Annotated in this window: 25 protein-coding genes; 8 read left to right on the top strand and 17 right to left on the bottom strand. The window is 65.5% G+C overall.

Features of this window, described 5'->3' with window-relative positions:
• Window positions 1-14: 14 nt before the first annotated feature.
• Window positions 15-686, bottom strand: a complete 672-nt coding sequence (locus BRAD285_RS03360) for a GGDEF domain-containing protein (protein ID WP_035646543.1) — start codon at window positions 684-686, stop codon at window positions 15-17.
• A 148-nt stretch (window positions 687-834) separates the two neighbouring features.
• On the opposite strand from BRAD285_RS03360, the gene purE reads away from it, so the two are divergent.
• From purE to rpsU, 3 genes are all read left to right on the top strand, one after another.
• Window positions 835-1,323, top strand: coding sequence for a 5-(carboxyamino)imidazole ribonucleotide mutase (purE, locus tag BRAD285_RS03355; RefSeq protein WP_006612198.1), 489 nt, complete (start codon window positions 835-837; stop codon window positions 1,321-1,323).
• A complete protein-coding gene (locus tag BRAD285_RS03350) occupies window positions 1,320-2,429 on the top strand; it encodes a 5-(carboxyamino)imidazole ribonucleotide synthase (RefSeq protein ID WP_006612199.1) in 1,110 nt (369 codons plus the stop codon). The genes purE and BRAD285_RS03350 overlap by 4 nt, the downstream gene beginning before the upstream one ends.
• Window positions 2,430-2,595: 166 nt before the next feature.
• Window positions 2,596-2,898, top strand: a complete 303-nt coding sequence (rpsU, locus tag BRAD285_RS03345) for a 30S ribosomal protein S21 (RefSeq protein WP_006612200.1) — start codon at window positions 2,596-2,598, stop codon at window positions 2,896-2,898.
• Window positions 2,899-3,105: 207 nt separating this feature from the next.
• Here rpsU and BRAD285_RS03340 read toward each other — a convergent pair whose 3' ends face one another.
• The 12 genes from BRAD285_RS03340 to BRAD285_RS03285 all read right to left on the bottom strand — a co-directional run bounded on the left by BRAD285_RS03340 (window position 3,106) and on the right by BRAD285_RS03285 (window position 13,974).
• A complete protein-coding gene (locus BRAD285_RS03340; RefSeq protein ID WP_006612201.1) occupies window positions 3,106-4,011 on the bottom strand; it encodes a hypothetical protein in 906 nt (301 codons plus the stop codon).
• Window positions 4,012-4,249: 238 nt separating this feature from the next.
• A complete protein-coding gene (locus tag BRAD285_RS03335; RefSeq protein ID WP_006612202.1) occupies window positions 4,250-4,534 on the bottom strand; it encodes a cupin domain-containing protein in 285 nt (94 codons plus the stop codon).
• A gap of 15 nt (window positions 4,535-4,549) precedes the next feature.
• Window positions 4,550-5,647 (bottom strand): calcium:proton antiporter, encoded by a 1,098-nt coding sequence (locus tag BRAD285_RS03330; protein ID WP_006612203.1) that lies wholly within the window; start codon window positions 5,645-5,647, stop codon window positions 4,550-4,552.
• Window positions 5,648-5,702: 55 nt separating this feature from the next.
• Window positions 5,703-7,040 (bottom strand): sodium:proton antiporter, encoded by a 1,338-nt coding sequence (locus BRAD285_RS03325; protein WP_006612204.1) that lies wholly within the window; start codon window positions 7,038-7,040, stop codon window positions 5,703-5,705.
• A 97-nt stretch (window positions 7,041-7,137) separates the two neighbouring features.
• The gene (locus BRAD285_RS03320; RefSeq protein WP_035646547.1) at window positions 7,138-7,938 is read right to left on the bottom strand and encodes an alpha/beta hydrolase; all 801 of its coding nucleotides are present in this window, start codon (window positions 7,936-7,938) and stop codon (window positions 7,138-7,140) included.
• A gap of 18 nt (window positions 7,939-7,956) precedes the next feature.
• Window positions 7,957-9,354 (bottom strand): NAD(P)(+) transhydrogenase (Re/Si-specific) subunit beta, encoded by a 1,398-nt coding sequence (locus BRAD285_RS03315; protein WP_006612206.1) that lies wholly within the window; start codon window positions 9,352-9,354, stop codon window positions 7,957-7,959.
• Window positions 9,355-9,412: 58 nt separating this feature from the next.
• The gene (locus BRAD285_RS03310) at window positions 9,413-9,730 is read right to left on the bottom strand and encodes a proton-translocating transhydrogenase family protein (protein WP_006612207.1); all 318 of its coding nucleotides are present in this window, start codon (window positions 9,728-9,730) and stop codon (window positions 9,413-9,415) included.
• A 23-nt stretch (window positions 9,731-9,753) separates the two neighbouring features.
• The gene (locus BRAD285_RS03305) at window positions 9,754-10,881 is read right to left on the bottom strand and encodes a Re/Si-specific NAD(P)(+) transhydrogenase subunit alpha (protein ID WP_006612208.1); all 1,128 of its coding nucleotides are present in this window, start codon (window positions 10,879-10,881) and stop codon (window positions 9,754-9,756) included.
• A 138-nt stretch (window positions 10,882-11,019) separates the two neighbouring features.
• A complete protein-coding gene (locus BRAD285_RS03300; protein WP_006612209.1) occupies window positions 11,020-11,172 on the bottom strand; it encodes an aa3-type cytochrome c oxidase subunit IV in 153 nt (50 codons plus the stop codon).
• Between the two features lie 127 nt (window positions 11,173-11,299).
• Window positions 11,300-11,695 carry a type II toxin-antitoxin system death-on-curing family toxin gene (locus tag BRAD285_RS03295; protein WP_006612210.1) on the bottom strand — a complete coding sequence of 132 codons (396 nt, stop codon included), beginning with the start codon at window positions 11,693-11,695 and terminating at the stop codon, window positions 11,300-11,302.
• Window positions 11,692-11,916 carry an AbrB family transcriptional regulator gene (locus BRAD285_RS03290; RefSeq protein WP_006612211.1) on the bottom strand — a complete coding sequence of 75 codons (225 nt, stop codon included), beginning with the start codon at window positions 11,914-11,916 and terminating at the stop codon, window positions 11,692-11,694. Before BRAD285_RS03290 ends, BRAD285_RS03295 begins: the two co-directional genes overlap by 4 nt.
• A gap of 81 nt (window positions 11,917-11,997) precedes the next feature.
• Window positions 11,998-13,974 (bottom strand): M3 family oligoendopeptidase, encoded by a 1,977-nt coding sequence (locus BRAD285_RS03285; protein ID WP_006612212.1) that lies wholly within the window; start codon window positions 13,972-13,974, stop codon window positions 11,998-12,000.
• A gap of 120 nt (window positions 13,975-14,094) precedes the next feature.
• On the opposite strand from BRAD285_RS03285, the gene BRAD285_RS03280 reads away from it, so the two are divergent.
• From BRAD285_RS03280 to BRAD285_RS03270, 3 genes are all read left to right on the top strand, one after another.
• Window positions 14,095-15,591 carry a sigma-54 dependent transcriptional regulator gene (locus BRAD285_RS03280; protein ID WP_006612213.1) on the top strand — a complete coding sequence of 499 codons (1,497 nt, stop codon included), beginning with the start codon at window positions 14,095-14,097 and terminating at the stop codon, window positions 15,589-15,591.
• A 367-nt stretch (window positions 15,592-15,958) separates the two neighbouring features.
• Window positions 15,959-18,037, top strand: a complete 2,079-nt coding sequence (locus BRAD285_RS03275; RefSeq protein ID WP_006612214.1) for a murein L,D-transpeptidase — start codon at window positions 15,959-15,961, stop codon at window positions 18,035-18,037.
• A gap of 272 nt (window positions 18,038-18,309) precedes the next feature.
• The gene (locus BRAD285_RS03270; protein ID WP_006612215.1) at window positions 18,310-19,947 is read left to right on the top strand and encodes a DUF882 domain-containing protein; all 1,638 of its coding nucleotides are present in this window, start codon (window positions 18,310-18,312) and stop codon (window positions 19,945-19,947) included.
• 104 nt (window positions 19,948-20,051) lie between these two features.
• Here BRAD285_RS03270 and BRAD285_RS03265 read toward each other — a convergent pair whose 3' ends face one another.
• Together BRAD285_RS03265 and BRAD285_RS03260 are read right to left on the bottom strand one after the other, a co-directional pair.
• Entirely contained in the window at window positions 20,052-20,327 is a 276-nt protein-coding gene (locus tag BRAD285_RS03265) for a DUF2312 domain-containing protein (protein WP_006612216.1), read from the bottom strand.
• 245 nt (window positions 20,328-20,572) lie between these two features.
• Window positions 20,573-20,869 carry a DUF1244 domain-containing protein gene (locus BRAD285_RS03260; protein WP_006612217.1) on the bottom strand — a complete coding sequence of 99 codons (297 nt, stop codon included), beginning with the start codon at window positions 20,867-20,869 and terminating at the stop codon, window positions 20,573-20,575.
• Between the two features lie 201 nt (window positions 20,870-21,070).
• Here BRAD285_RS03260 and BRAD285_RS03255 point away from each other — a divergent pair, with 201 nt between their 5' ends.
• Both BRAD285_RS03255 and pyk read left to right on the top strand, forming a co-directional pair.
• A complete protein-coding gene (locus tag BRAD285_RS03255) occupies window positions 21,071-21,664 on the top strand; it encodes a DUF1036 domain-containing protein (RefSeq protein WP_006612218.1) in 594 nt (197 codons plus the stop codon).
• Window positions 21,661-23,097 carry a pyruvate kinase gene (pyk, locus tag BRAD285_RS03250; RefSeq protein WP_006612219.1) on the top strand — a complete coding sequence of 479 codons (1,437 nt, stop codon included), beginning with the start codon at window positions 21,661-21,663 and terminating at the stop codon, window positions 23,095-23,097. The genes BRAD285_RS03255 and pyk overlap by 4 nt, the downstream gene beginning before the upstream one ends.
• Window positions 23,098-23,102: 5 nt before the next feature.
• Here pyk and BRAD285_RS03245 read toward each other — a convergent pair whose 3' ends face one another.
• Together BRAD285_RS03245 and BRAD285_RS03240 are read right to left on the bottom strand one after the other, a co-directional pair.
• A complete protein-coding gene (locus tag BRAD285_RS03245) occupies window positions 23,103-24,713 on the bottom strand; it encodes a glycosyltransferase family 87 protein (protein ID WP_006612220.1) in 1,611 nt (536 codons plus the stop codon).
• A 107-nt stretch (window positions 24,714-24,820) separates the two neighbouring features.
• Window positions 24,821-25,495, bottom strand: coding sequence for a TetR/AcrR family transcriptional regulator (locus tag BRAD285_RS03240; RefSeq protein ID WP_006612221.1), 675 nt, complete (start codon window positions 25,493-25,495; stop codon window positions 24,821-24,823).
• Between the last annotated feature and the right edge of the window lie 91 nt (window positions 25,496-25,586).

Here is a 25,586-nt window from a genome sequence, read left to right as displayed (position 1 = left end):
CACGATGCGCCGAGTCAAGCCCGGACGTCATGCCGTCGCTGCGCCTTGCGGACGTACATCGCGCGATCGGCTTCCTCGAGCGCACGCACCGGGTTGACGCGCTTGTCCAGCAGGGCAACGCCGGCGGAGGCCCCTGCCCGGACAGTTTGGTCGCCGAAGGTGAAGCTCAGCCCGTCGATCGCTTCCTCCAGCGCGGCCGCCTTGGCGCGCGCATCGGTTTCGCTGAGGTGCCACAGCAGGACGCCGAACTCGTCGCCGCCGAGGCGGCCGATCACGTCGGAGGACCGAACCTGTTCGCCCAGAACGCGCGCCACCGCTTTCAGAACCTCGTCCCCCGCGGCGTGACCGAACGTATCGTTGATCGGTTTGAGGCGATCGACATCGAGGACGACCAGGGCGCCGGTCGCGTCATAGCGCTTGATGAAGGCGATGGAGCGGTGCAGTTCGCGGGCGAAGCCGCGGCGGTTGAAGATGTCGAGCAGGAAGTCGCGCTCGGCGGTGGCTGTCAGCTCCGCGATGCGCGCCTCAGCCGCGGCCAGTTCGGCCTTGAGGCGCCGGATGGTCTGGCGGGCGCCGGCCGGCGCTGTGGCAGTTCCTGGCCCGCGGGCACGGGACGAAGCCTTGCGACGGTATCGAGGTCCGCGTTTGGCGGCCGGTCCAACCTTCTTGATACGCTTCTTTTTCATCCTGGACCTAAACGCGCCACGGTTTGGACTTGCCGGGTTTAACCAAGACAGGATAGTCCATTCGGACCTCCATGCCATGGCTTGCCGCTGTCGGGACCGATCCTATACTCCGGCCCATGCTGATGGATTCCCGAGAAGAATTGAGGTCATGACCGCCCCGATCGCCATCATCATGGGAAGCCAGTCGGACTGGGATACCATGCGCCATGCCGCCGAGACACTCGGCGCGCTTGGCGTGAGCTATGACGCCCGCATCGTCTCGGCGCACCGTACGCCGGACCGGTTGTACGCGTTTGCCAAGGGCGCCAAGGCCGCCGGCTTCAAGGTCGTGATCGCCGGCGCTGGCGGGGCCGCCCATTTGCCGGGAATGACCGCGTCGTTGACGGAGCTGCCCGTGTTCGGCGTGCCCGTCGAATCCAAGGCGCTGTCCGGGCTCGATTCTCTCTACTCGATCGTGCAGATGCCCGCCGGTATTCCCGTGGGAACACTGGCGATCGGGAAATCGGGCGCCATCAATGCGGCGCTGCTGGCTGCGAGCGTGCTGGCTCTGTCTGATCCGGAACTGGCCGAACGCCTGTCGGCGTGGCGCCAGGCCCAAACCGATGCGATCGCCGAATGTCCGGAGGGCGCGGCGTGACCGGCTCCAAGCAGGTGAAGCTGAAGCCCGGCGACACCATCGGCATTCTCGGCGGCGGCCAGCTCGGCCGCATGCTGGCGCTGGCTGCGGCCCGGCTCGGGCTGCGCTGCCAGGTGTTCTCGCCGGACCCGGACTCGCCGGCCTTCGACGTGGTCCTGAACGCCACCTGCGCCGAATATGCCGACGTGGAGGCGCTGGAGCTGTTCGCCAACGACGTCGATGTCGTCACCTACGAGTTCGAGAATGTCCCGTCCGCGGCTGCGATGGTGCTCGCGGCGCGCCGTCCTGTGCTGCCGAGCCGCTCCGCGCTGGAGACCACCCAGGACCGGCTGATCGAGAAGGATTTCGTCACCTCGCTCGGCATCCGCACCGCGAACTATGCCGATGTCTCCTCGCTTGCGACCCTGCGTGAGGCGGCGTTCCGGCTGGGCCTGCCGGCCGTGCTGAAGACCCGGCGGTTCGGCTATGACGGCAAGGGCCAGGTCAAGATTCGCCAAGGCGACGACCTCGAGCGGATCTGGGCCGAGCTCGGCACCAAATCGGCGATTCTGGAGGCTTTCGTGCCGTTCGAGCGCGAGATCTCGGTCGTCGCGGCGCGCGCCGCCGATGGCCAGGTCGAGTGCTTCGATGTGACGGAGAACGAGCACCGCGACCACATCCTGAAGGTTTCCCGCGCCCCGGCCAGCATTCCCGATGCGCTCGCCGATGAGGCCCGGGACATCGCCAGCCGGATCGCCACGGCGCTGGATTATGTCGGCGTGCTCGCCGTCGAGATGTTCGTCGTCACCAGCGGCCCTAATCCGGGCGTGCTGGTCAACGAAATCGCGCCCCGGGTGCATAATTCCGGCCATTGGACCCTCGATGGCGCCTCGATCTCCCAGTTCGAGCAGCATATCCGGGCGATTGCCGGCTGGTCCCTGGGCAAGCCGCTGCGCCACGGTCACGTCACGATGACCAACCTGATCGGCGATGAGATCGATACCTACGAGCAATGGCTGACGGTTCCCGGCGCCACCGTGCACCTGTATGGCAAGGGGGCTGCTCGCCCGGGCCGCAAGATGGGGCACGTCACCCAGGTCTCGCCGCTGCCGCCGCGGCAGGGCTGAAATAAACCGCCTCCGGCGCGTTAAACTTGCGGTCATGAGCCCGCCAGCGGGTGGACAGCAGGGGACTCCTCTGATACATGGGCGCGCTCAAGGTTAAGGGCGCGGCCATTTGCCAGCCCTGGCTTCACCAGATTTCAAACCGATAGACTGAGAAAGAGGATGCCGCGTGCAGGTTCTCGTTCGCGATAACAATGTCGATCAAGCGCTCAAGGCGCTCAAGAAGAAGATGCAGCGCGAGGGCATTTTCCGCGAGATGAAGCTCCGCGGCCATTACGAGAAGCCCTCTGAGAAGAAAGCCCGCGAGAAGGCCGAAGCCGTGCGCCGCGCGCGCAAGCTGGCCCGCAAGAAGCTGCAGCGCGAAGGCCTGCTGCCGATGAAGCCGAAGCCGGTGTTCGGCGCTGGCGCCGGTGGTGACCGTGGCGCTGGCCGTGGTCCGGGTGCAGGCGCCCGCCCCGGCGCGCCGCGCTGATACGTATAATCATCTGCTGAATTCGAAAGCGCGGGCCATGGGCTCGCGTTTTTGTTTGTGGGCCCCCGTTTCTCTGCGGCACGGCTGGCATCGGTGGTCCGGCAGCCGCGGTGCGCCCGGCTCTTCGCGGAGCCGGCGGCCAAAGAAAAAGCGGTAGACTTGCCGGTCTACCGCTTCGCGGATCAGCTTACGGATGGATGCTGCCGATTACTTCGGCAGCACCGAGTGGAACACCGATTTGGCCGCGGACATCATGTCCTGCGCCACGGTCGACATCTGGTCCTTGATCGACGGATCCTTCTCCGCACGCAGATCGAGCGGGCGCAGCTGCTGTGCCGGAATCTCCGCTGGAGGCGTGGGCCGACCGTCGGCCTGCACCGATCCCGTGTAAGCCGGGTTCGGCGCCGACGGCATGACGAAGCCCTGCTCGACCGGCGGAGCCGAGACAGTCACAGGCGGCGGCAGCGGACGGACCGGCGACAGCTGGGGCACAGCCGTGACGACGCGCGGCGTCTCACGGGCCGCATCGTTGGACGGCTTCTCGGCCGTTGCCTTGTCAGTCGATCCCTTTCCAGCGCCCTCGCTCGCCCGCAGCCGCTCGATCGCAGCACGCGCGAGATCAGCCGCGTCGCGACGCTCCTCAGGCTGGGCGGCCGGCGTCTCGGCAGGCGTGCCCCGTGCAATCAGCTTCTCGCGCGGCGATGTCGTATGGCGAGCAGCCGGCGTCTCGGCCGGAAGGCTCGCCGTCTCCGTGGGCTTCACCTCGACCGCCTTCTCGGCGGCCTTGTCCGTCAGCGACTTCTCGGACACGCCCTTCGCCTCGATCCCCGGCACAGGAGCAGTGGACAGCGCGGCGGAGGTCTCGGCCGGCTTGGCATCGGGCTTTGCGCCATCAGCAGACTTGCTATCAGCCGATTTGGGCACCTCGCCCTTGTGCGCATCTGCCTTGGAGCCGGTCAGCTTGGCATAGGCAGCCGACGCCACGGAGGCCACGGTCGAAGGCGGCGCGTCGGGCTTGGTATTGATGTAGTGGTTGACGATGTAGGCCCCGATGATGGTGGCGAGCACCGACGGGATGATCTCCAGAGCAAACTTCGTGAGATATTTCAGCATGCTGACCACTCCCGCGCGGTATTTGCGGGAACTTTGAGGCACAATTAAGGGACCATTCCCCACTCTCCGCAGCCCGTATCCACGCAAGGCGCGCACGGACGAACCGCGAAAAGTCGTTTTCCTGAAAGCCTTTGAGACCGGAGCCGAGCTGCAATCCGAGACCGTTCGGACGCCACCGCAGCTTTCCGGATCACTGGCTTAAGATACCACAATCAGCGGCATGCCGGTAAACAAATGGTTAGGGCTTGAGCTCAACCTCGAGGAAAACGATCTCGGAACCGGTCTCGTTCAGCACATCGTGTTCGACGCCGGCTTTGCGGAAATAGGATTTCCCGACCGCGAGCTGCGCCTTCGAGCGCTCACCCGACGGCGCCACGATCGTCATCTCCCCCGCGGTCACCGGCACGATCACGTAATCCATCCCGTGGACGTGGCGTCCCGTCGCGCTGCCCGGCGCCAGCCGCCACTCGGTGACGCGGACCTCGGGCGTATCGACCTGGACATCGGACTGGGCGTTGAGCATGGGGATCTCTCTGAATCAGGGCACGAAGAGCAGGAACAGGAATATCGCGAACACGACCATGTGCACCAGCCCGAACAGGATGTTCGTCCTGCCGGTGCCGAAGGTCAGCATGCTCAGGACGAAGGTCAGGACCAGCAGCACCATGCCCTGGGCGTCCAGGCCGAGCACGAGCTGCTTATCGAGCGCATAGGCGGCGACGGCCACGGCAGGGATCGTCAGACCGATGGTGGCGAGCGAAGAGCCGAGGGCAAGGTTGATGCTCTTCTGCAGATCATTGGCGCGGGCGGCCGAGATCGCCGCGACGCTCTCCGGCAACAGGATCAACAAGGCCACCAGCACGCCGGCGACGGCGGGTGGCGAACCGGTGGCCGCAACGCCGGCATCGACCACAAGCGAAAACTTCTTGGCGAGCAGCACGACTGCAACCAGCGCCAGCAGCAGCAGCCCGATGCTGAGCATGAGCTTGCTCCGTGGAAGCCGGCGGTCGTCGTCGGTGAATCCGGTCGAGCTGCCGACGAAATAATCCCGGTGGCGCGTGGTCTGCGTGTACAGGAACACCGCGTAGAGCAGGATCGTCACGATGCTGACGAAGGCGAGCTGCGCGGCCGAATACACCGGGCCTGGCGCGGTCAGCGTGTAGTTCGGCAGCACCAGCGTGATGGTGGCCATCGTGAACAGAACGCTGAGATACAGATTGGCGCCAGAGACGAGGACATCCTGCTCGCGATAGCGCAGGCCGCCGATGAAGACGCAGATGCCGACCAGCCCATTGCAGACGATCATCACGACGGCAAAAACGGTGTCGCGCGCCAGCGCAGGCGCGGACTTGTCGCCCAGCATGATGGTTGCGATCAAGGCCACTTCAATGATCGTGACCGCCAGTGTCAGGAGCAGCGTTCCGAACGGCTCGCCGATCTCATGAGCAATGACCTCGGCGTGATGCACGGCTGCGAACACCGTGCCGAACAGGATGATCAGAAGCACCGCGGCGAACACGAGGCCGGCTGCCGAGGGCGTGAAATCGTAATGGGTCAGCGCGACGGCGATGACCAGCGCCACCGCCAATCCGGGAAAGATCACCGATGAGGCCGGCGTCGCGCCCTGCACACTCATGATTCGCGCTCCTCGATCCTGTCGCGGACTATGCGCGATGGCGCGTCGATGGTCATCAGTTCTGGCTGAGCAGCGGATGGATCGGCAGCACCGTCAGCAACAGGAAGAGCGGGATCAGGACGGCGGCAGCGCGCAGCATGTAGCCGAAGAAGCTCGGCATCTGGATGCCGCGCTCATTGGCAATCGCCGCCACCATGAAGTTTGGCGCATTGCCGATATAGGTCAGCGCGCCCATGTAGACGGCGCCCATGGAGATCGCGGCCAGCGTTCCCGAGAGCTGGCCCATCAGCACCTTGGGGTCGCCGCCAGCGAGCTCGAAGAACAGCAGGTAAGTGGGGGCGTTGTCGAGGAAGGCCGACATCAGTCCGGTGAACCAGAAATAGGCGACCTCGCGCGGCGCGCCGGACGGCGTCGTTACCGCGTTGAGGAGCCAGCCGAACGATCCGTTGTGTCCGGCATTCAGCATGGCGATGACCGGAATGATCGCCGTGAAGATTGCGGCGAACAACTTGGCGACCTCGCGGATCGGCTCCCAATTGAAGCCATTGGCCTCGCGGTGCTCGTCCGGCGTCAGCCAGAGCGAGAGGCCCGCGATCCCCAGCAGGATGGCATCGCGGACGAGGTTTTGGAGCTCGAGATGCGTGCCGACGATATCGAAGGAGATGCCGGGCTTCCAGGTCGCCGAGACCAGCGTGTTGCCCACGATGGCGGCAATCAGGACGACGTTGACGAGCCCGCGGACACGGACGGGCTCCTTCGTGCCAGCCCTGTCCGAGGCCGGCTTCTCCTGACGGAAACGCCACGTGTCGATCGCAGCAAAGATCATCAAAAGCAGGCCGGCGACGATCGCGGTCTGCAGCCAGATGTTTCGCGTAGTCCAGAAGAAATCGACGCCGCGCAGGAAGCCGACGAACAGCGGCGGATCGCCGAGCGGGCTCAGTGCGCCACCGACATTGGCGGCGAGCATGATGAAGAAGATCAGCACATGGACGTTGTGGGGCCGCGGCAGATTGGCGCGGATGAGCGGGCGAACCAGGATCATTGCAGCACCCGTGGTGCCGACGATGCTCGCGATGATCGTGCCAAGCGCGAGAATGGCCGTGTTGGTCGCCGGCGTGCCTCTGATGTCGCCGCTCACGAGAATGCCGCCGGCCACCGTATAGAGCGCGAACAGCAGAACGATGAAGCTGAGATATTCGGCGAGCAGCGCGTGCACGAAGGACGCGAATGCCGCACCGAGGCCGGCCTGCCAGGTCAGCGCCGCCAGCGTCATCAGCGCCCAAGCCGCAGCGATTTTTCCGTAGTGGTGATGCCAGAACGTGGCGAACAGCAGCGGACCGAGCGCAATCGACAGCAGCAATCCCGCGAACGGCAGCGCAAACGGCCAGGTCATCGCAGCGCCGTTCAAGCCTTCCGCAGCCTGCGCCTGCCCCGGGATGCATGCGAAGACCGAAGCCGCGACGAGCAGGGCGGGCCGCCCATGAACGGAACTATGGATCGTCGATGAAGCTCTTGGCCGTATTGGTCGCACCAAACAAATCCAGATCGTTATGACCGCCGTCGGGAAACCGTACGAAGCGCTTGGGGTCATGCGCAAGCTCGAACAATCGTTCCCCGAACCGGATCGAAATCGCCGGATCCTTTGCGCCATGCATAATCAGCAGCGGCACATGCACCTTGGCGATGCGCCGATCGGAATGGAAGCTGTCACGCATCAGCAGACTGACCGGAACCACCTTCAGCATCTCGGACGCGACATCGACCGTCGACGTATAGGGCGCTTCCAGGATCAGCTTGGCGATCGGATGCTCCGCGGCGATCGCGGTGGCCACGCCACTGCCGAGTGAAAAGCCCCAGACGACGATACGCTCCGGATTATAGCGCTCGCGCGTGAATGCATAGGCGGCTGCGGCATCCTGTAGCAGGCCGGTCTCACTCGGGCTTCCGGTTGAGCCCGCATAGCCGCGATAGGACAGCGCGACGAGGCCCGTCCCATCGGCAGTCAGCGCCTTGAAGCGCGAGACCACGCCAGCCAGGAAATCACCATTGCCGGGAAAATACAGCACGACCTTGCGGCCGGGCTGCGCCGGCACATGCCAGATGATGACCTTCTCGCCGTCGGCCGAGGTCAGCACGTGCTCTTCAGCTTGCGGGAAACCTGCAGCAGCGGGCGCGATGCGGCCGACGGGAGGGATCGGAAACAGCATGGCGCGCTGGCGCACGAACAGCACCGCCAGCACGGTGGCGTAGATGGCCACGACGACGATCAGGAGCCATTTCAGGATCGTCATGGCTCCTGACGGCAACAACTACATCGCCTTGACGATGTTCTCGGTCATCTTCTTGGCGTCGCCGAGCAGCATCATCGTGTTGTCGCGATAGAACAGCGGATTGTCGATGCCGGCGTAGCCCGACGCGAGCGAGCGCTTGATGAACATCACGGTGCCGGCCTTCCACACCTGCAGCACAGGCATGCCGTAGATCGGCGAGGTCTTGTCTTCTTCAGCCGCCGGGTTGGTGACGTCGTTGGCGCCGATCACGAAGGCCACGTCGGCCTGCGCGAATTCCGAGTTGATGTCCTCGAGCTCGAACACCTCGTCATAGGGCACGTTGGCCTCGGCGAGCAGCACGTTCATGTGGCCCGGCATGCGGCCTGCGACCGGGTGAATCGCGTACTTCACCTCGACGCCTTCCTTCTTCAAGGTGTCGGCCATCTCACGCAGGGCGTGCTGCGCCTGGGCCACCGCCATGCCGTAGCCGGGCACGATGATGACCTTGGAGGCGTTCTTCATGATGAAGGCCGCGTCATCAGCCGAGCCGAGCTTGGCCGGCTTCTGCTCGCCGGTCGCGGCTCCCGCCGAGGCGGTCTCGCCGCCGAAGCCGCCGAGGATGACCGAGATGAAGGACCGGTTCATCGCGTGGCACATGATGTAGGACAAGATCGCGCCTGATGAGCCGACCAGCGCGCCGGTGATGATCAGCGCGGAGTTGCCGAGCGTGAAGCCGATGCCGGCAGCGGCCCAGCCGGAATAGGAGTTCAGCATCGAGATCACGACCGGCATGTCGGCGCCGCCGATCGGGATGATCATGAGCACGCCGAGGGCCAGCGCCAGGATCGTGACCATGAAGAAGTCGAAGCCGCCGCCGGTCAGCACCAGGCGCACGACGAAGAACACCAGCGCGACGGCGAGCGCGATGTTGATGACGTGGCGCGCGGGCAGCATGATGGGCGCGCCGCTCATCCGACCCGACAGCTTGAGGAAGGCGATGACGGAGCCGGTGAAGGTCAGCGCGCCGATGGCGACGCCGAGCGACATCTCGATCAGGCTCTGCGGATGGATGTTGCCGGGCGTGCCGATGTCGAACGCCTCGGGCGCGAAGAACGCGCCGGCGGCGACCAGCACCGCGGCCATGCCGACCAGCGAGTGGAAGGCAGCGACGAGCTCGGGCATCGCCGTCATCGGCACGCGGCGGGCGATGACCGCGCCAATGCCGCCACCGATCGCGACGCCGAGGATCACCAGGATCCAGGCCAACACATCCGCGGGCGGATGGCTGGCGAGCGTCGTGACGACGGCGATCGCCATGCCGACCATGCCGAACAGATTGCCCTGGCGGCTGGTGGCCGGGCTCGACAGCCCGCGCAGCGACAGGATGAACAGCACACCCGCCACGAGATAGAGGAGTGCCGACAGATTGGCGTTCATTGCAGATGCCCCGTTGTGCCTGTCATCCCGCGTCGCGCGGCGTTGTTGTGCGGCGTTGTTACTTGGACTTCTTCTTGTACATCGCCAGCATGCGCTGGGTGACGAGGAAGCCGCCAAAGATGTTCACGCAGGCGAAGATCAGCGCGATGAAGCCGAAGGCCCGTGCCAGACCGCTGCCGCTCGACACCATGGACACGCCGACCGCGAGCAGCGCGCCGACCACGATCACCGAGGAGATCGCGTTGGTCACCGACATCAGCGGCGTATGCAGCGCCGGGGTCACGGACCACACCACGAAGTAACCGACGAAGACGGCGAGGACGAAGATCGAGAGCCGGAAGACGAAGGGATCGACGGCTTGGACGACATGTTCCATGGCTTTGCTCCTCAGGCCTTCAACTACGCCTTGGGCTGAAAATTCGGGTGGATGATGGCGCCGTCCTTTGTCAAAGCCGTGGCCTTGACCAGCTCGTCGTCCCAGTTCACCGCCAGCGTCTTCTCCTTCTTGTCGATCATCGTCTCGATGAAGGAGAACAGGTTGCGGGCGTACAGTCCCGAAGCCGAGGCTGCCACGCGGCCGGCGAGGTTCGGGAAGCCGATGATCTTGACGCCGTCGATCTCGACGGTCTCGCCGAGCTTGACGCCTTCGACGTTGCCGCCGCGTTCGACCGCGAGGTCGACCAGCACGGAGCCCGGACGCATCGACTTCACCATCTCCATGGTGACGAGGCGCGGCGCCGGACGGCCGGGGATCAGCGCGGTCGTGATGATGACGTCCTGCTTCTTGATGTGTTCCGCCGTCAGCGCCGCCTGCTTCGCCTGGTACTCCTTGGACATCTCCTTGGCGTAGCCACCGGCGGTCTGAGCGTTCTTGAACTCTTCGTCCTCGACGGCCAGGAACTTGGCGCCCAAGCTCTCCACCTGCTCTTTGGTGGCGGGGCGCACGTCGGTCGCGGAAACGATCGCGCCAAGGCGGCGCGCGGTCGCGATCGCCTGCAGGCCGGCGACGCCGACGCCCATCACGAACACCTTCGTTGCCGGCACGGTGCCGGCGGCGGTCATCATCATCGGGAACGCGCGGCCGAAGGCCTCGGCGCCCTCGATCACGGCGCGGTAGCCGGCGAGGTTGGCCTGGCTCGACAGCACGTCCATGACCTGGGCGCGCGTGATCCGCGGCATCAGCTCCATCGCGAAGGACGCGATGCCGGCATCGGCCATCGCCTTCAGCGCGGCGTCATTGCCATAGGGATCCATGATCGCGAACACCAAGGCGCCGCGCCGGTAGTTTACGAGCTCGGAGGCTTCCGGCCGCTTCACCTTGATGATGATGTCGGCGTCCTTCAGCGCATCGGCACTCACCGTGGCACCCGCCGCCGTGAACTCCGAATCCGGCAGGCCGGACTTGATGCCGGCGCCGGGCTCGACAACGATCTCGGCACCCAACGCCTTGAACTTCTTCACCGTGTCGGGAGAGGCCGCGACCCGCGGCTCCAACGGGTCGATTTCCTTGGCGACGGCAATCTTCATGAGGCCTCCGGCGCGGATGCGCGCGCGAGCTTAAAAGGGCGGGACGTCCATGGCTTCAGCACGACGCCTGGGTCAGCCATCGGCTGCGGCAGTCAGCTGAAGGCCCGCCGGCGGGGTGCCGGCGGGCCCAGTGCGACATTAAACGAGGAAAATAGCCATCAAGATGACGATCAGAGCGACGCTGATCGTGCCGTACTTCACCAGCTTGATGAAGCCCTCATACGTGGCCTCATGGGCAGCGTAGTCGTTGCCGTCAGCCGTCGAGTAGGCGATCTCGCCATGGTTTGCCATCGGGGTCCCCCAGAGAACATTGCTTTGTTAAGGTCGCATACCCCAAAGCCGATGCAAGGGCAACGGCAGGTATGCCAGAGAGTTTTATCGGTTTTTCCGATCGGGCTAATCGGCTTTTCCAATCGACCTATTGGCCCGGCCAATTGTCGCGAACCCATCGCGTCACGCTGGCCTCGCTGACCTCGCCGGCTGCGAGGGCGAGGATCACGGCGGTGGCCTGGGCCGGGTCCGGCGCGAACGCGACTTCGTTTCTGCGCAGAAACGTCATCATAGCCATGAAGGCGATGCGCTTGTTGCCGTCCACGAAGGCGTGGTTCTTGGCCAGTCCGAACGCATAGGCCGCGGCAAGCTCGGGCAGCGTCGCCTGCTCATAGCTCCATTTGTTGATCGGCCGCTCCAGCGCCGATCGCAGCATGCCTTGGTCGCGCAGTCCCGGCGCGCCACCGAAACGGCGCAACTGCCGGGCGTGGATCGCGATGGCCTGCTCGTAGGTGATCCACAGCGGCTCTTGCTGCTCGCTCATTTGGCGAGCGCGGCGAGGGTGTCGCGATACTCGTCCATGAGCTCGTCAGCGATCTCCATCGTCCGCTCGAAATCCGGATCGTAGGGCAGCGCCTGGAACCCGCCGCCGGGCAACTCGACGATGTGCAATTGCTGGCCGCGCTTGAGATCAAGCCGCTGCATCAGCTCGCGCGGCAGCAGCAGACCGTCGGAATTACCGATCTTCTTGATTTCGATTTTCATGGGAGGACCACTCCGAAAAAGGGCACGTTATACAGTTGTATAACGCGCCCTTTCGTTCCGTTCAACAAATGTTTTACACCCCTACCCCATCGCCTCCAGCTCGTCGATCATGCCGGCAATGACCGACAGGCCGCCGTCCCAGAATTTGGGATCCTTGGCGTCAAGGCCGAACGGCTTGAGCAGCTCGGAATAGTGCTTGGTGCCGCCTGCCGCGAGCATCGCGAGATAGCGCTCGGCGAAGCCGTCGGCCGCGTGCTCGTAGACGGCGTACAGGGAGTTCACGAGGCAGTCGCCGAACGCATAGGCGTAGACGTAGAACGGCGAATGGATGAAGTGCGGGATGTACATCCAGAAGTTCTCGTAGCCCGGCTTGATCTCGATCGCCTCGCCGAGACTCTCGGTCTGCACCGACAGCCAGAGCTGGCCGAGCCGCTCGGCGGTGAGCTCGCCGTTCTTGCGCTCGGTATGAACCGCGCGCTCGAACGAATAGAACGCGATCTGCCGCACCACCGTGTTGATCATGTCCTCGACCTTGCCGGCGAGCAGCGCCTGGCGCTGCTTGGCGTCGCGGGTCTCCGACAGCAGCCGCTTGAAGGTGAGCATCTCGCCGAACACGCTCGCGGTCTCGGCGAGCGTCAGCGGCGTCGGCGCCATCAGCGCGCCGTTCTTCGCCGCCAGCACCTGGTGCACGCCGTGGCCAAGCTCATGCGCCAGCGTCATCACGTCGCGCGGCTTGCCCTGGTAGTTCATCAGCACATAGGGATGCGCCGACGGCGTGGTCGGATGCGAGAACGCGCCCGGCGCCTTGCCCGGACGCACCGGCGCATCGATCCAGCTGTCGTCGAAGAAGCGCTGCGCGATGTCGGCCATTTCGGGCGAGAAGCCGCGATAGGCCGTCAGCACCATGTTCTTGGCCTCCGGCCAGGCGATGGTGGCATTGGCGGCGAAGGGCAGCGGCGCGTTGCGGTCCCAATGCGCGAGCTTCTTCTTTTTGAACCAGCGCGCCTTGAGCTGATAGTAGCGATGCGACAGCTTTGGATAGGCTGATCGCACCGAGGCGACCAGCGCGTCGACAACCTCGCGCTCGACGCGGTTGTTGAGATGGCGGGAGTCCGCGACATCCTGGAAGCCGCGCCAGCGGTCGGAGATGTCCTTGTCCTTCGCGAGCGTATTGGTGATCAGCGCGAAGGTGCGCTCATTCGCCTTGAAGGTCTTGGCCAGCGCCTCGGCGGCCGCCTTGCGCTTGGCGCCGTCGCGATCCTGAAGGAAGTTCAAGGTCGGCTCGATCGCGAGCTCCTTGCCCCCGACCTGGAAGCGCAGGCCGGCGATGGTCTGGTCGAACAGTCGGTTCCAGGCGGAATAGCCGGTCTGCGCCTTCTCGTGGAACAGCTGTTCGACCCGATCCTCGAGCTGATACGGCTTGTCCTTGCGCAGGTCCTCGATCCAGGGGCGGTAGTGGCCGAGCGCAGGCGTCTCCATCGCGCGTGCGATCACCGCGTCGTCGATGCGGTTGAGCTCGAGCGGGAAGAACAGCAGGTGCGTCGAGGCAGCCGTCAGCCGCTCCGAAATGTCGCCGTAGAATTTGGAGATCGCGGGGTCGACGCTGTCGCCGGCATGAGCGAGACCCGCGAACGAGCCGAGCCGTCCCGCGAGATCGTCGATCGCCTCGTAACGCCGCACCGCTTCTGCGAGCCATTCGCCGCCATCTTCGCGTGCGACATGCTCGGCGAGCTTGCCCTTGTAGTCGGTCTCAAACGCGACGCATTCGGCATCCATCTTCGCGAGATCGTGAGCGATCTCCGGCGCGTCGATGCCCATATAGAGATCGCCGAGATTCCATTCGGGCAGCGCCCCGATTCCCGTCTTGGCCGCGAGCGTCTTCTTCGCCGGCTTGGCAGACGATCTGGCCGCAGCGCCACGCACGGACTTGGCGGCGGGCTTCGAGGTTTTGGCCGCCGCTTTCTTGGCCGGCTTGTTCGCCAGCTTGGCCTTGGCGGCTTTGGAGGGAGGAGAAGCTTTGGTCGGCTTGCGAAGGGCAGAAGAGGCGCGCGAGGTCATCGGATGGGTAACCTGTTGTTCGAACGTTTATCCCGATCAGCGAGGTTTAAGGTTGCGTTAATCGGCGTCGGCGAGAGTGCCCCGATTCGAGACAGATAGTCGTAGCGTGCAAGGAAAGCCATGGCTGCCAGCATTTTGATTGCCGATGATGATCCGGTCCAGCGCCGGCTGGTGGAGAACATGGTGCAGAAATGCGGCTACGAGGCGGTCGTCGTCGAGACCGGCGACGCCGTGATCGAAAAGCTGACCAATCCCGACGCCGGTCCCATCGACGCCATCGTGCTCGACCTCGTGATGCCCGGCCTGGACGGCATGGGTGTGCTCTCGAAGATGCGCGAGGCGGGAATCTCGATTCCGGTGATCGTGCAGACCGCGCATGGCGGCATCGACAACGTCGTCTCCGCGATGCGCGCCGGCGCACAGGATTTCGTCGTCAAGCCCGTGGGCATCGAGCGACTGCAGGTGTCGCTGCGCAATGCGCTGAACACCTCGGCGCTGAAGGGCGAATTGCAGCGCATCCGGCACAGCCGCGAGGGTCGGCTGACCTTCACCGACATCATCACCCGCGCGGAAGCGATGGCGCCGATCCTGCGCATCGCCGAGAAGGCCGCTGCCTCATCGATTCCCGTGCTGATCGAGGGCGAATCAGGCGTCGGCAAGGAGCTGTTCGCGCGCGCCATCCATGGCACCAGCGAGCGCAAGACCAAGCCGTTCGTTGCGGTCAATTGCGGCGCGATTCCGGACAATCTCGTGGAGTCGATCCTGTTCGGCCACGAGAAGGGCGCATTCACCGGCGCGACGGAGCGTCACACCGGCAAGTTCGTCGAGGCCCATGGCGGCACGCTGTTCCTCGACGAGGTTTCGGAGCTGCCGCTGACCGCGCAGGTGAAGCTCCTGCGCGCCTTGCAGGAGGGTGCCGTCGAGGCGGTCGGCGGCCGCAAGCCGGTCAAGGTCGACGTCCGCATCATCTCGGCGACCAATCGCCGCCTGCTCGATCGCGTCAAGGAAGGCCACTTCCGCGAGGATCTGTTCTACCGCCTGCACGTGCTGCCGCTGACGATCCCGCCGTTGCGCGCGCGGCGCGAGGACATTCCGCATCTGCTGCGGCATTTCCTGGCGCGCTTCGCGGCCGAGGAGAATCGCCCGGTGTCAGGCATCAGCGGTGATGCGGTGGCCTACCTGACCAAGCTCGACTGGCCCGGCAACATTCGCCAGCTCGAAAACGCGGTCTATCGCGCTGTCGTCATGAGCGAGACCGACCAGCTCGGCGTCGCCGACTTCCCGCTGATCCCGACTCACGCACCGCCGATCGAGCCGGCACCGGCGCTGATGGTGGAGCGCCCCGCTCATGCCGCGCTGCCGGCCATGGTGCCGGGTAGTGAAGTACCCATTGCGCCGCTGCCCTCACATGGCAGCCTGGCCATGCTGACAGCGGCCGGCGAGGTCCGCCCGCTCGAGGAGATGGAGCACGAGATCATCCGCTTCGCGATTGCCCATTACCGCGGCCAGATGTCGGAGGTGGCGCGGCGTCTCAAAATCGGACGCTCGACGCTCTATCGCAAGCTGGACGAGGCCAATGGTGAGACACCAGCGACGGAGTCACCGCCGCTCGGATGATCCGCAGCCGTCCGAAAAACGCCGCAACCCTGCGCAACACTGGAACATCTGAACCGTTGCCTTGCGGTGACAGACAAAGGAAATAACGCGTGGCACAAACGCACGATCGGTTTGGCCGGGGTTTCCCAAGAGTCAGTTTGTCGTGAGTTGTCCCGTGTGGCGCTGGCCGCAGAAATGGGGCTTGAGTATCGTTTGGGCGTGAATCATTGCGTGCAGGCGTGACCCATTCTCACGAGCGGTGCTCGACCCGGAACTGTTGGGCAGAGATCGACCTTGTTACCGACCCTGTTCCTGGCGGGACAGATCATCCGAGGGATTGACGATGCGAGATTGTGTGACCACCCGTGGCGGATATGACCGCGTGCTGATGGCTGTCGCGGCAACCTTCCTCGCGGTGTCCGCGACCTCGGCCCTCGCCCAGGGCGATGCGCCTCGCAGTGCTGCCGAGCTGGCCATCGATGCAGCGGTCCCGCTCCCCGAGCCCGCCAACGTGCCGCCGCCGACCGCCAGCGATTTCAAGCCCGACACGACCGCGACGGTCTCACCTCAATCCAAGGCGCAGGAGCCGACGACGAAGCCGGTTGAAGCCGCCACCGCGCCTGCAGCCGATCCCGCCAAAGCCGATCCTGCAAAGACCGTTGCCGCACCGCCGCCCGCCGCAGCCCCTGCCACCGCAGCCGCGCCTGAACCGGTCAAGGCCGCCAGCACCGTTCCTGCAGCCGACCAGCCGGTGGCCGACCGGCTGCGCGACCTGGTCGCGACCAAGGCCACGAAATATTTCGACCGCAAGGCCGAGCGCGCCGCCGTCGAGAAGTTCTACACCAGCCGTGACTACGCGCCGATCTGGACCCAGAGCGGCAACCTGACGGCCGCCGCCAAGGGCGTGATCGCGCGCCTGAAGGATGCGGCGTCCGACGGCCTCAACCCCGCCGACTATCCGGTGCCGGACTTTGCCGCAGCAGGCTCCGCGCCGGACGCGCTGGCCGAGGCCGACCTCAAACTCACCGAGAGCATGATGGACTATGCGCGGCAGGCGCAGAGCGGCCGCATGCACTGGTCGCAGGTCTCGGCCGACATCCAGTATCCCGAGCATCCGATCGATCCGAACGAGGTGCTGGCCAACGTCACCGGCGCGAAGGACGCCTCGGCGGCACTGGAGAGCTACAACCCGCCGCACAAGCTCTTCAAGCTTCTGAAAGCCAAGCTCGCCGAGCTGCGCGGCGTCAGCGACGGCGCGCCTGTGATAATCGACGACGGCGAGCCGCTGAAATACACCCCCGCGCGCGGCAAGAACGCGCCGGAGGCCGAGGCGCAGATGTCCGACCCGCGCGTGCCGAAGCTGCGCGCCAAGCTCGGCCTGACCGAGAATGCCGACGACATCCGCTACGACGCGAAGGTCGCGGCCGCGGTGCGCAAATTCCAGGAGAGCGTCGACCTCAAGCCGACCGGCGTGCTCGACGACCGCACCGTCAAGGCGCTCAATACGCCGAAGCGCGACAAGCAGATCGATACGGTCCTCGTCAACATGGAGCGCTGGCGCTGGCTGCCCCGCGAGCTCGGCGCGCCGGCGATCGGCAATGCCTACGTCATCCTCAACATCCCCGACTACACGCTGAAGGTGATGCAGAACGGGGCGCAGGTGTGGACCACCCGCGTCGTGACCGGCAAGCCGGGCCAGCACGCCACGCCGCTGCTCAGCGAGACGATGAAGTTCATCACGGTCAACCCGACCTGGAACGTGCCGCCGTCGATCATCTACAACGAGTATCTGCCGGCGCTGCAGCAGGATCCGACGGTCCTCGACCGCATGGGCCTGAAGCTGGAGCGCGCCCGCGACGGCTCGATCCACATCTCGCAGCCGCCGGGTGAGGCCAATGCGCTCGGCCGCATCCGCTTCAACTTCCCGAACAAGTTCCTGGTCTATCAGCACGACACGCCGGACAAGAACCTGTTCGCCCGTGACGAGCGCGCTTTCAGCCATGGCTGCATGCGCGTGCAGTATCCGGATCAGTACGCCTCGGTGCTGCTCAACATCACCATGCCGAACGAGCGCTACACGCCCGAGCGCATCCGCAGCATGTACGGCCGCAGCGAGATCGACCTGAAATTCCCGACGCCGATCCCGGTCAACATCACCTACCAGACCGCCTTCGTCGACGATGCCGGCAAGCTGCAATTCCGCAAGGACATCTACGGCCGCGACGCGGCGATGATCGCGATCCTCAAGAACAGCCGCGGCAAGGATCTCGAGAACGTCGTCGCCCACGCCCAGCCGAACTATTCGCGTCCGAAGGGCCCGCTCCCGAACGCCGTGAACGTCAGCGACAACAGCTTCTCCTCCGGCTCCTCAGGCCCGAACTTCTTCGAGCGCCTGTTCGGCGGCGGTGGACAGCCGACCCCGCCCGTCCCTGTCGGGCGTCCGTCCCGCCGGGTGTTCACGCGCTGATCGGCGCCCTCAGCGCCGAATCAAATTCCGATTTGAGATCAAAGGCCTCGCCGTCCGGCGGGGCCTTTGCTTTAGGTTAACCACAATGATCAACCACGATTCGATGGCTCTTTTTCGCCACACTCAAGAGTATATGTTAAGGGTAATTGGGGGGGCGGGCCGGTGAGTATCCCTTAACCATCCCGCCTTAGGTAAGCGTTTCCTCTCTCTTCCGCCGGACGGGCCGCAAGAGGGTATTCGAGTAAACGCTCGTCGACGGGGTGGGCTGCATCTTGCTGTCTGTTTTCGCGCGCCAATCGCGTTCACTGCCGAGAACGGCATGGAACGCCGTCTGCCGCACCGGCCTCGCGTCGTTGCTCCTCCTGCTGGGAGCGGGCGCCATCCGTGACGCCGAGGCCCTCAACGACACCCGCACCCTCTCCTTCCACCACACCCACTCCGGCGAAGACCTGACCGTCACCTTCAAGCGCGAAGGCCGTTACGACGAGGACGCGCTGAAGAAGCTCAACTATTTCCTGCGGGACTGGCGCACCCAGGACCAGACGGTCATGGACCGCCGCCTGTTCGACATTCTCTGGGAAGTCTATCGCGACGTCGACGGCAAGCAGCCGATCCAGATCATCTCGTCGTACCGCTCGCCTGCCACGAACTCGATGCTGCGCCGCCGCTCGGCCCATACCGGTGTGGCCCGGCACAGCCAGCACATGCTCGGCCATGCGATGGATTTCTATATCCCGGGCGTGCCGCTGGAGCAGATCCGCTACGCCGGCCTGCGCCTGCAGCGCGGCGGCGTCGGCTTCTATCCGACCTCCGGCTCGCCCTTCGTCCATCTCGACACCGGCAACATCCGCCACTGGCCGCGCATGACCGCCGACCAGCTCGCCCGCGTCTTCCCCGACGGCAAGACCGTCCACGTTCCGACCAATGGCGTGCCGCTGAAGGGCTATGAGCTGGCCAAGGCCGAGATCGAGAAGCGCGGCTCCGGCGATGATGCCTCGTCCGGCGGATCGAACCTGCTGGCACGCCTGTTCCGCGGCCGTCCGAGCGAGGATGACGAAGAATCCGGCGAGAGCGACAGCAAGGCCGACGCCAAGCCGGTCCAGACCGCCGCGCTCAGCGCCAAGGCCGTCGAGAAGACGGCTGACAAGGACAGCCGCAACGCCGACCGCTCGGCGGACAGCAAGCCGGCGACGGCCCGCGGCAAGATTGCCAATGCCCTTCAGCTCGCCTCCGCGGATGCGCAGGCGGTCCAGCAGCCGGCAGCAAAGCCGGAGACAAAATCCGAGACCACCAGTGCGATCAATGGCGGCGACCGGGACGGCGCGCCGAAGAGTGTCGCCGATATCATCAATGCCCGCGGCTTCTGGGGTGAGAACCCGAGCACACCGAAGCAGGCGACGCCCGAGCAGGTTGCCGCGATCACCGCGCGCCGGGCGCTGTCGGCGATCGACCAGCCGCAAAATGCGAGCCTGATGCAGGCCATGGCCTTCGCTCCGCCGACTCCGCCGGATCGCAGCAATGCCGCCACCACGCCGATTCCGGTGCGCAACTCCCGTCCGGCGGCCACGCGATCTGCCGCCCCTGCCCCTGAGTCCAACGCAAAGGCGGCTCAGAACTCGGACGCCCTGATCACGATGGCCACGCGGGTGTCGGCCGCCAAGGGTCCGGATTCCACATGGATGCGGGCGATCATGCTGACGCCGAGCGCATCGTCGTCGATGTCGGTCACGAAAATGGGCGACCTCGATCTGACGGTCATGCGCAGCTATTTCGTCAAGCCGCAGACGACGCTGGCGATGACCTTCGCCGCCGAGCCGATCCCGGGACTGAGCTATGACCAGTTCAGCGGGCCGGCGATCATCAAGCTCGAGACCAAATCCTTCACGATGCGCGCCGCAGCTTTGCGCTGACCGTCGATCGAAGGCCCGTGCAAAATTCCCCACGCTAAAATGCCCCGCGCTGACTGAGTCGCGAGGCATTTTCGACGTTGTAACGATGTGAGCGCGGCGAGCGCTCAGATCATGCCGAGCGCCTGCATGTAGGTCTCGAGAATGCTCTCTTCTTCCTCACGCTCGTTCGGGTCCTGCTTGCGCAGCCGGATGATCGTACGCAGGGCCTTGACGTCGAAGCCGTTGCCCTTGCTCTCGGCATAGACGTCCTTGATGTCCTCGGAGATCGCCTTCTTCTCCTCCTCCAGCCGCTCGATGCGCTCGATGATCGACTTGAGCTGATCTACGGCGAAGCGGGTCGCGGGCGAGTCGTCGTCCTTCGCGGCGGCGGAGGTGGCCATCTGTTACTCCTGAGTGGAACTCGTGTGTCCAATGAGGGCGCCGTCAGAGCGCCGCGTGTTCGCCGCGACCCTCAAATCTGGCGGGCCCTGCGTCAAGGCGACATCAGCCTCATCCACAGATGCGCCCACATCTTGTTGGGGCCGGCCGGCCACCGAGCAACAACATCGGCCACGCGGCTTGCGTTTTCCACGCTGGCCGGACAGCCATACGATTCGCGGATGGTGCGAGCCTGCGGCCGCCGGGCTCAATGGCCCGGATGCACCTTCTTCATCGTCTCGAGCTGCTCGGCACTGGCCTCGCGCTGATACTTCGCCTTCCACTCGTCATAGGGCATGCCGTAGACGGCCTCGCGGCTCTCGTCCTTGGTCATCGCGGCGCCCTTTGCGTCGGCGGCGTCCTTCAGCCAATTGGACAGGCAGTTTCGGCAGAACCCCGCCAGATTCATCAGATCGATGTTCTGAACGTCGGTTCGGCTTCGGAGATGTTCGATCAGCCTGCGGAAGGCAGCCGCTTCGAGTTCGGTTCGGGTGGTGCTGTCCATGATCGTCTCTTTCGTTCCATGTTCCGCGCCGCGACGGAGATCTGCTATATCATGCGGCTACGTCGCTGGTTTGGCCATATCGCAGCACCGTCAGGCGGCTTCAGGAGCTTGATCGGATCCGCCCTCGCGCCGATCGCCTCGCCGTTGACAGCCGCGGCCAAGTCACGCGACATCGTGCATCGATTGATATAGCGTCGCGCAATGATCCCCAAAATATCCGCCATCGTGCATCGCATTCCCCGCCGCCCCGGTTTCGGACTGCTTTCGCTGCTCGGGCTTGTCGCGCTCTGTCTGTCAGCGAGCCCGGCGGCGGCCGATTTCCGGCTCTGCAACAACACCTCCAGCCGGGTCGGGATCGCCCTCGGCTACAAGGACGCGGAGGGCTGGACCACCGAGGGCTGGTGGAACGTTTCCTCTCGCAGCTGCGAAACCCTGCTCAAGGGCACGCTGGTCGCGCGCTATTACTACATCTATGCGCTGGACTATGACCGCGGCGGCGAGTGGTCGGGACAGGCCTTCATGTGCTCCCGCGACAAGGAGTTCACCATCAAGGGCACCGACAACTGCCTGGCCCGCGGCTTCGATCGCACCGGCTTCTTCGAGGTCGACACCGGCGACCAGCGTGCCTGGACGGTGCAGCTGACCGAAGCCAATGAGCAGCCGGCACAGCAGCGCGTGCCGGGCATCCCGGGCACCCTCGGTCCAGGAGGCAACATGCCGGGTCTGCCCAACGGCCCGCAGGCGGCGCCGCCTGCCGGATCCGGCCTGCCCTCGGGGCAAGCGCCCAAGCCATGAGACGGCTGCGCCGCATCAAGATCCTCGCCACGCTCGGCCCCGCTTCGTCGGACAGCGCGATGATTCGCAAGCTGTTCGAGGCCGGCGCCGACATCTTCCGGATCAACATGAGCCACACCCCGCACGACAAGCTGCGGGAGCTGGTGGCCACGATCCGCAGCGTCGAAGCGAGCTATGGCCGTCCCATCGGCATCCTGGTCGACCTGCAGGGTCCGAAGCTGCGGCTCGGTACATTCGCGGAAGGCCCGGTCCAGCTGAACAACGGCCAGAGCTTCGTACTCGATTCCGACAAGACTCCGGGCGACACGACTCGCGTGTACCTGCCGCATCCGGAAATCCTGGCCGCCCTGCAGCCCGGCCACGCCCTGCTGCTCGACGACGGCAAGGTGCGGCTGATCGCGGAGGAGACCTCTCCCACCCGCGCCGTCACCCGCGTCGTGATTGGCGGCAAGATGTCCGATCGCAAGGGCGTCAGCCTGCCCGACACCGACCTGCCGGTCTCGGCGATGACGCCGAAGGACCGCGCTGACCTCGAAGCGGCCCTGAACATCGGCATCGACTGGATCGCACTGTCTTTCGTGCAGCGCGCCGATGACGTGCTGGAGGCCAAGAAGATCATCCGCGGCCGCGCCGCCGTGATGTCCAAGATCGAGAAGCCGCAGGCGATCGAGCGGCTCAACGACATCGTCGACGTCTCCGACGCCCTGATGGTGGCGCGCGGCGATCTGGGCGTCGAGCTGCCGCTGGAGCGCGTCCCCGGCCTGCAGAAGCAGATGACGCGGCTCGCGCGTCGTGCCGGCAAGCCGGTGGTGGTCGCGACGCAGATGCTGGAATCGATGATCCAGTCGCCGGTGCCGACACGCGCCGAAGTCTCGGACGTTGCCACCGCGGTCTACGAGGGCGCCGATGCGATCATGCTGTCGGCCGAATCGGCCGCCGGCAAATTCCCGGTCGAGGCAGTCGCGACCATGAACCGGATCGGCGAGGAGGTGGAACGCGACACCGTCTATCGCTCGGTGATCGCGGCCCAGCGCCCCGAACCGGAATCGACCGCTGGTGATGCGATCGCGGAAGCCGCGCGGCGTATCGCCGAAAATCTCGATCTGCCCGCCATCATCTGCTGGACCTCGTCGGGTTCGACGGCGGTGCGCGTCGCGCGCGAGCGGGCCAAGCCGCCGGTGGTCGCAATCACCCCCAACCTCGCGACGGGCCGCCGACTGTCGGTCGTGTGGGGCGTGCATTGCGTCGTCGCGGAGGATGCCCGCGACCAGGACGACATGGTGGAGCGCGCCGGCTCGATCGCGTTCCGTGACGGCTTCGTGCGCGCCGGCCAGCGCGTCATCGTCGTCGCCGGCGTGCCGCTCGGCACGCCCGGCACCACCAACATGGTGCGCATCGCCTATGTCGGGCCGTCGAGCGAGGCCCATCTGTGAGCTGATCAGTCGGCGCGGCTGGCCGGCTTCAGGCCGGCCGTCGATGCAGCAGAGATCGCCCCCCGCACGACCGGACAGGCCATGACCTCGACTTTGTCAGGCGCCCAGAGGTGCTCGCAAGGGCGCGTCTCATCGATCCTGAGATCGTAATCGGCAAGCAGTTCGAGGCGCGGCTGGTAGTCCGGCCGGCTGTTGGCAAAGTACAGCGCCCAGATCCCACCGGGCAGCGGATCGGACAGTCCGCTGCGAACGCGGCGATCCAGCACTCCGCCGGGAACGATCGGAACGACGATCTCCGCCAGCTGATAAAAGCGCGAGCCTTCCGGCAGCAGCGCAGCGAGATAGCCGAACGGCTTTTGCAGCATCAGGAACGTGGCCGGCTGCTGCAACGCCTGCGCAAGTTGCGGCCGATACGGATCGGACCACGGCCTGCGTCCCCAGTCGCTCGGCTGCGAGCCGAGCGCGACAGCGGCCGCTGCAATCAGTACCACCACCTGGACGCTCCGTGACGGCCTCTCCGGGGCGGCCTGCTCGCGCCAGGCATCGATCAGACGCACGAGCAACAGCACGATCAGCGGCGCCGCGAGCAGCTCGAGCGGGATCAGATAACGCTGAATCGAGAAGGCCAGCATCCACAGGACATAGCTGACGCAGAACAGGATGATGAGGCGCCGGTCACGCAGCGTCAGCACCTCACGCTTCTGCCAGAGCGCGGTGACCACCAGCGCGATCAGCAGCACGATGACCACCGCAAAGCGCGGATCGCGGAACGGCGATTCCGACGAGGGATGCACTCCGACCAGCCAGTAGAAGGGGTAAGCGAGCGCGTCGAGCAGACCTTGCGGCAAGAAGCGCGTGTCGGCAATCGAGCCCAGCGGCGCCTCGGGCGAGCGGAAGATCGTGTTGTAGAACGGATAGAGCGGGCTGCCGAACTCGCGCGCCATCTTCAGCGCCCAGGGCCCTGCCGTCACGATTCCAGCGAGCGCGCTGCCGGCACCGAATGCTGTCAGCGCGAGCAGCGGCCGCGCGACCAGCAGCAGCGAAACGCCGGCGCCGACCAGGAAAACGGCGTTGGTCAGCTTCAGTCCGGTGGCGGCGCCCATCAGCAGGCCAGCGATGAAAAAGCGCCGGCCGCCATCCTCGTCGTCGCGGAAGATCAGCGCGACCCCGATCAGAATTGGGATCGCGGTCAGGATGTCCGCAAAGCTGGTGCCGACTTCGGACAAGGCCATGGGGCTGAGCGCTGCGATGAGCACGGCCGCGGTGATCGTGAAAGCATCGGCTGCGCGCCCGAGCAGCACCCGCGTCACCCACCAGATCAGCGCAAGGTTGAGCCCGTGGAGCGCACCGAGGGCCAGTCCCCACCAAGGCGCGGACAGGCTGTGGCGAAGCACATAGGGCAGCAAATAGACCAGGGGATTGAGGAAGGTCTGAAAGCCCCCAGGCGCGACATCGACGTCGAAGCGGCCATGCACGAGCGCGAAGGCGCCGTAGTCGTGATAGTTCTGCCAGTCCCAGTTGATGTCCTCGCCGGCGACATAGGCATAGAGTGCGCCGGCCATCGCCGATCCGGCGATCACGAACCACGTGGCCGGATGTGTGCGTGCAGTGGACATCGGTTGAGGAAACGCTGGGGACCTGCGAGCGGCGGCCGTCCGGCGCCGCCCCCGACCATGGCGGCGAGGCATGAATCCTTGCTTAAGTGGATGCCCGCTGGCCCGGCTCAGGCGCCGACCAGGCTCTTCACCGGCAGCACCGCCTGCACCACCAGGCCGCGGGCGCGGGCATCCATCACGCCGACCGCGCGCAGCGCCAGCAGGGTGACGGCCTGGACGGTGTCACGCAGCTTGGCGGGATCGTCGAGCGTGTCGGTGGCCAGCGGCCCGACCAGGGCCTCGTGCAATGCGCCGAGCAGCGCGGTGGCCGCGAGCTGGGTGTCCTGCGCCGGAAGGTGGCCGGCGCGCACGGCGGCGTCGATGCGGGAGGCGATCTCGCCGACGATCTCGCGGCGGCTGGCGATGCGCGACGCCGTGACGTCGACATCGACCGGCTCGGCCAGGATGCCCCAGGCGAGCTTGCGCTGCGACAGCACATGGACGGCGACTGTGGAGACCGCGGCCGCGAGCGCCGAGGACGGGCCGGGCGCGGCATCGGCGGCGCGGCGGACCGCCGTCAGCTCGTCTCGCGACACCTCGGCGATCAACTCGGAAATCAGGTCCGCCTTGGATGGGAAATAGCGGTACACGGTTCCGGCCGCGACATTGGCCCGCACCGCGACGGGCGCGATCTGGACGGCGGACATGCCGCCTTCGGCTGCGGCTTCACGCGCGGCGGCCAGAATCGCGCTGCGGCGGGCCGCCAGCCGTTTTACGACCTGATGGGTTCGCCGATAGACCATGGCGCTTCTCGTCCCGGACACGTCCGTCCAGGAAACGCCCGGCGAACGCTGGTTCAGTGTTTTTGGAGGGTGACCCTCGCAAATCGCTGAA

The organism is Bradyrhizobium sp. ORS 285, from assembly GCF_900176205.1.
Taxonomy (GTDB): Bacteria; Pseudomonadota; Alphaproteobacteria; order Rhizobiales; family Xanthobacteraceae; genus Bradyrhizobium.
Note: the sequence above shows the minus strand (reverse complement) of the source record. Positions and strands in the feature narration are given on the sequence as shown.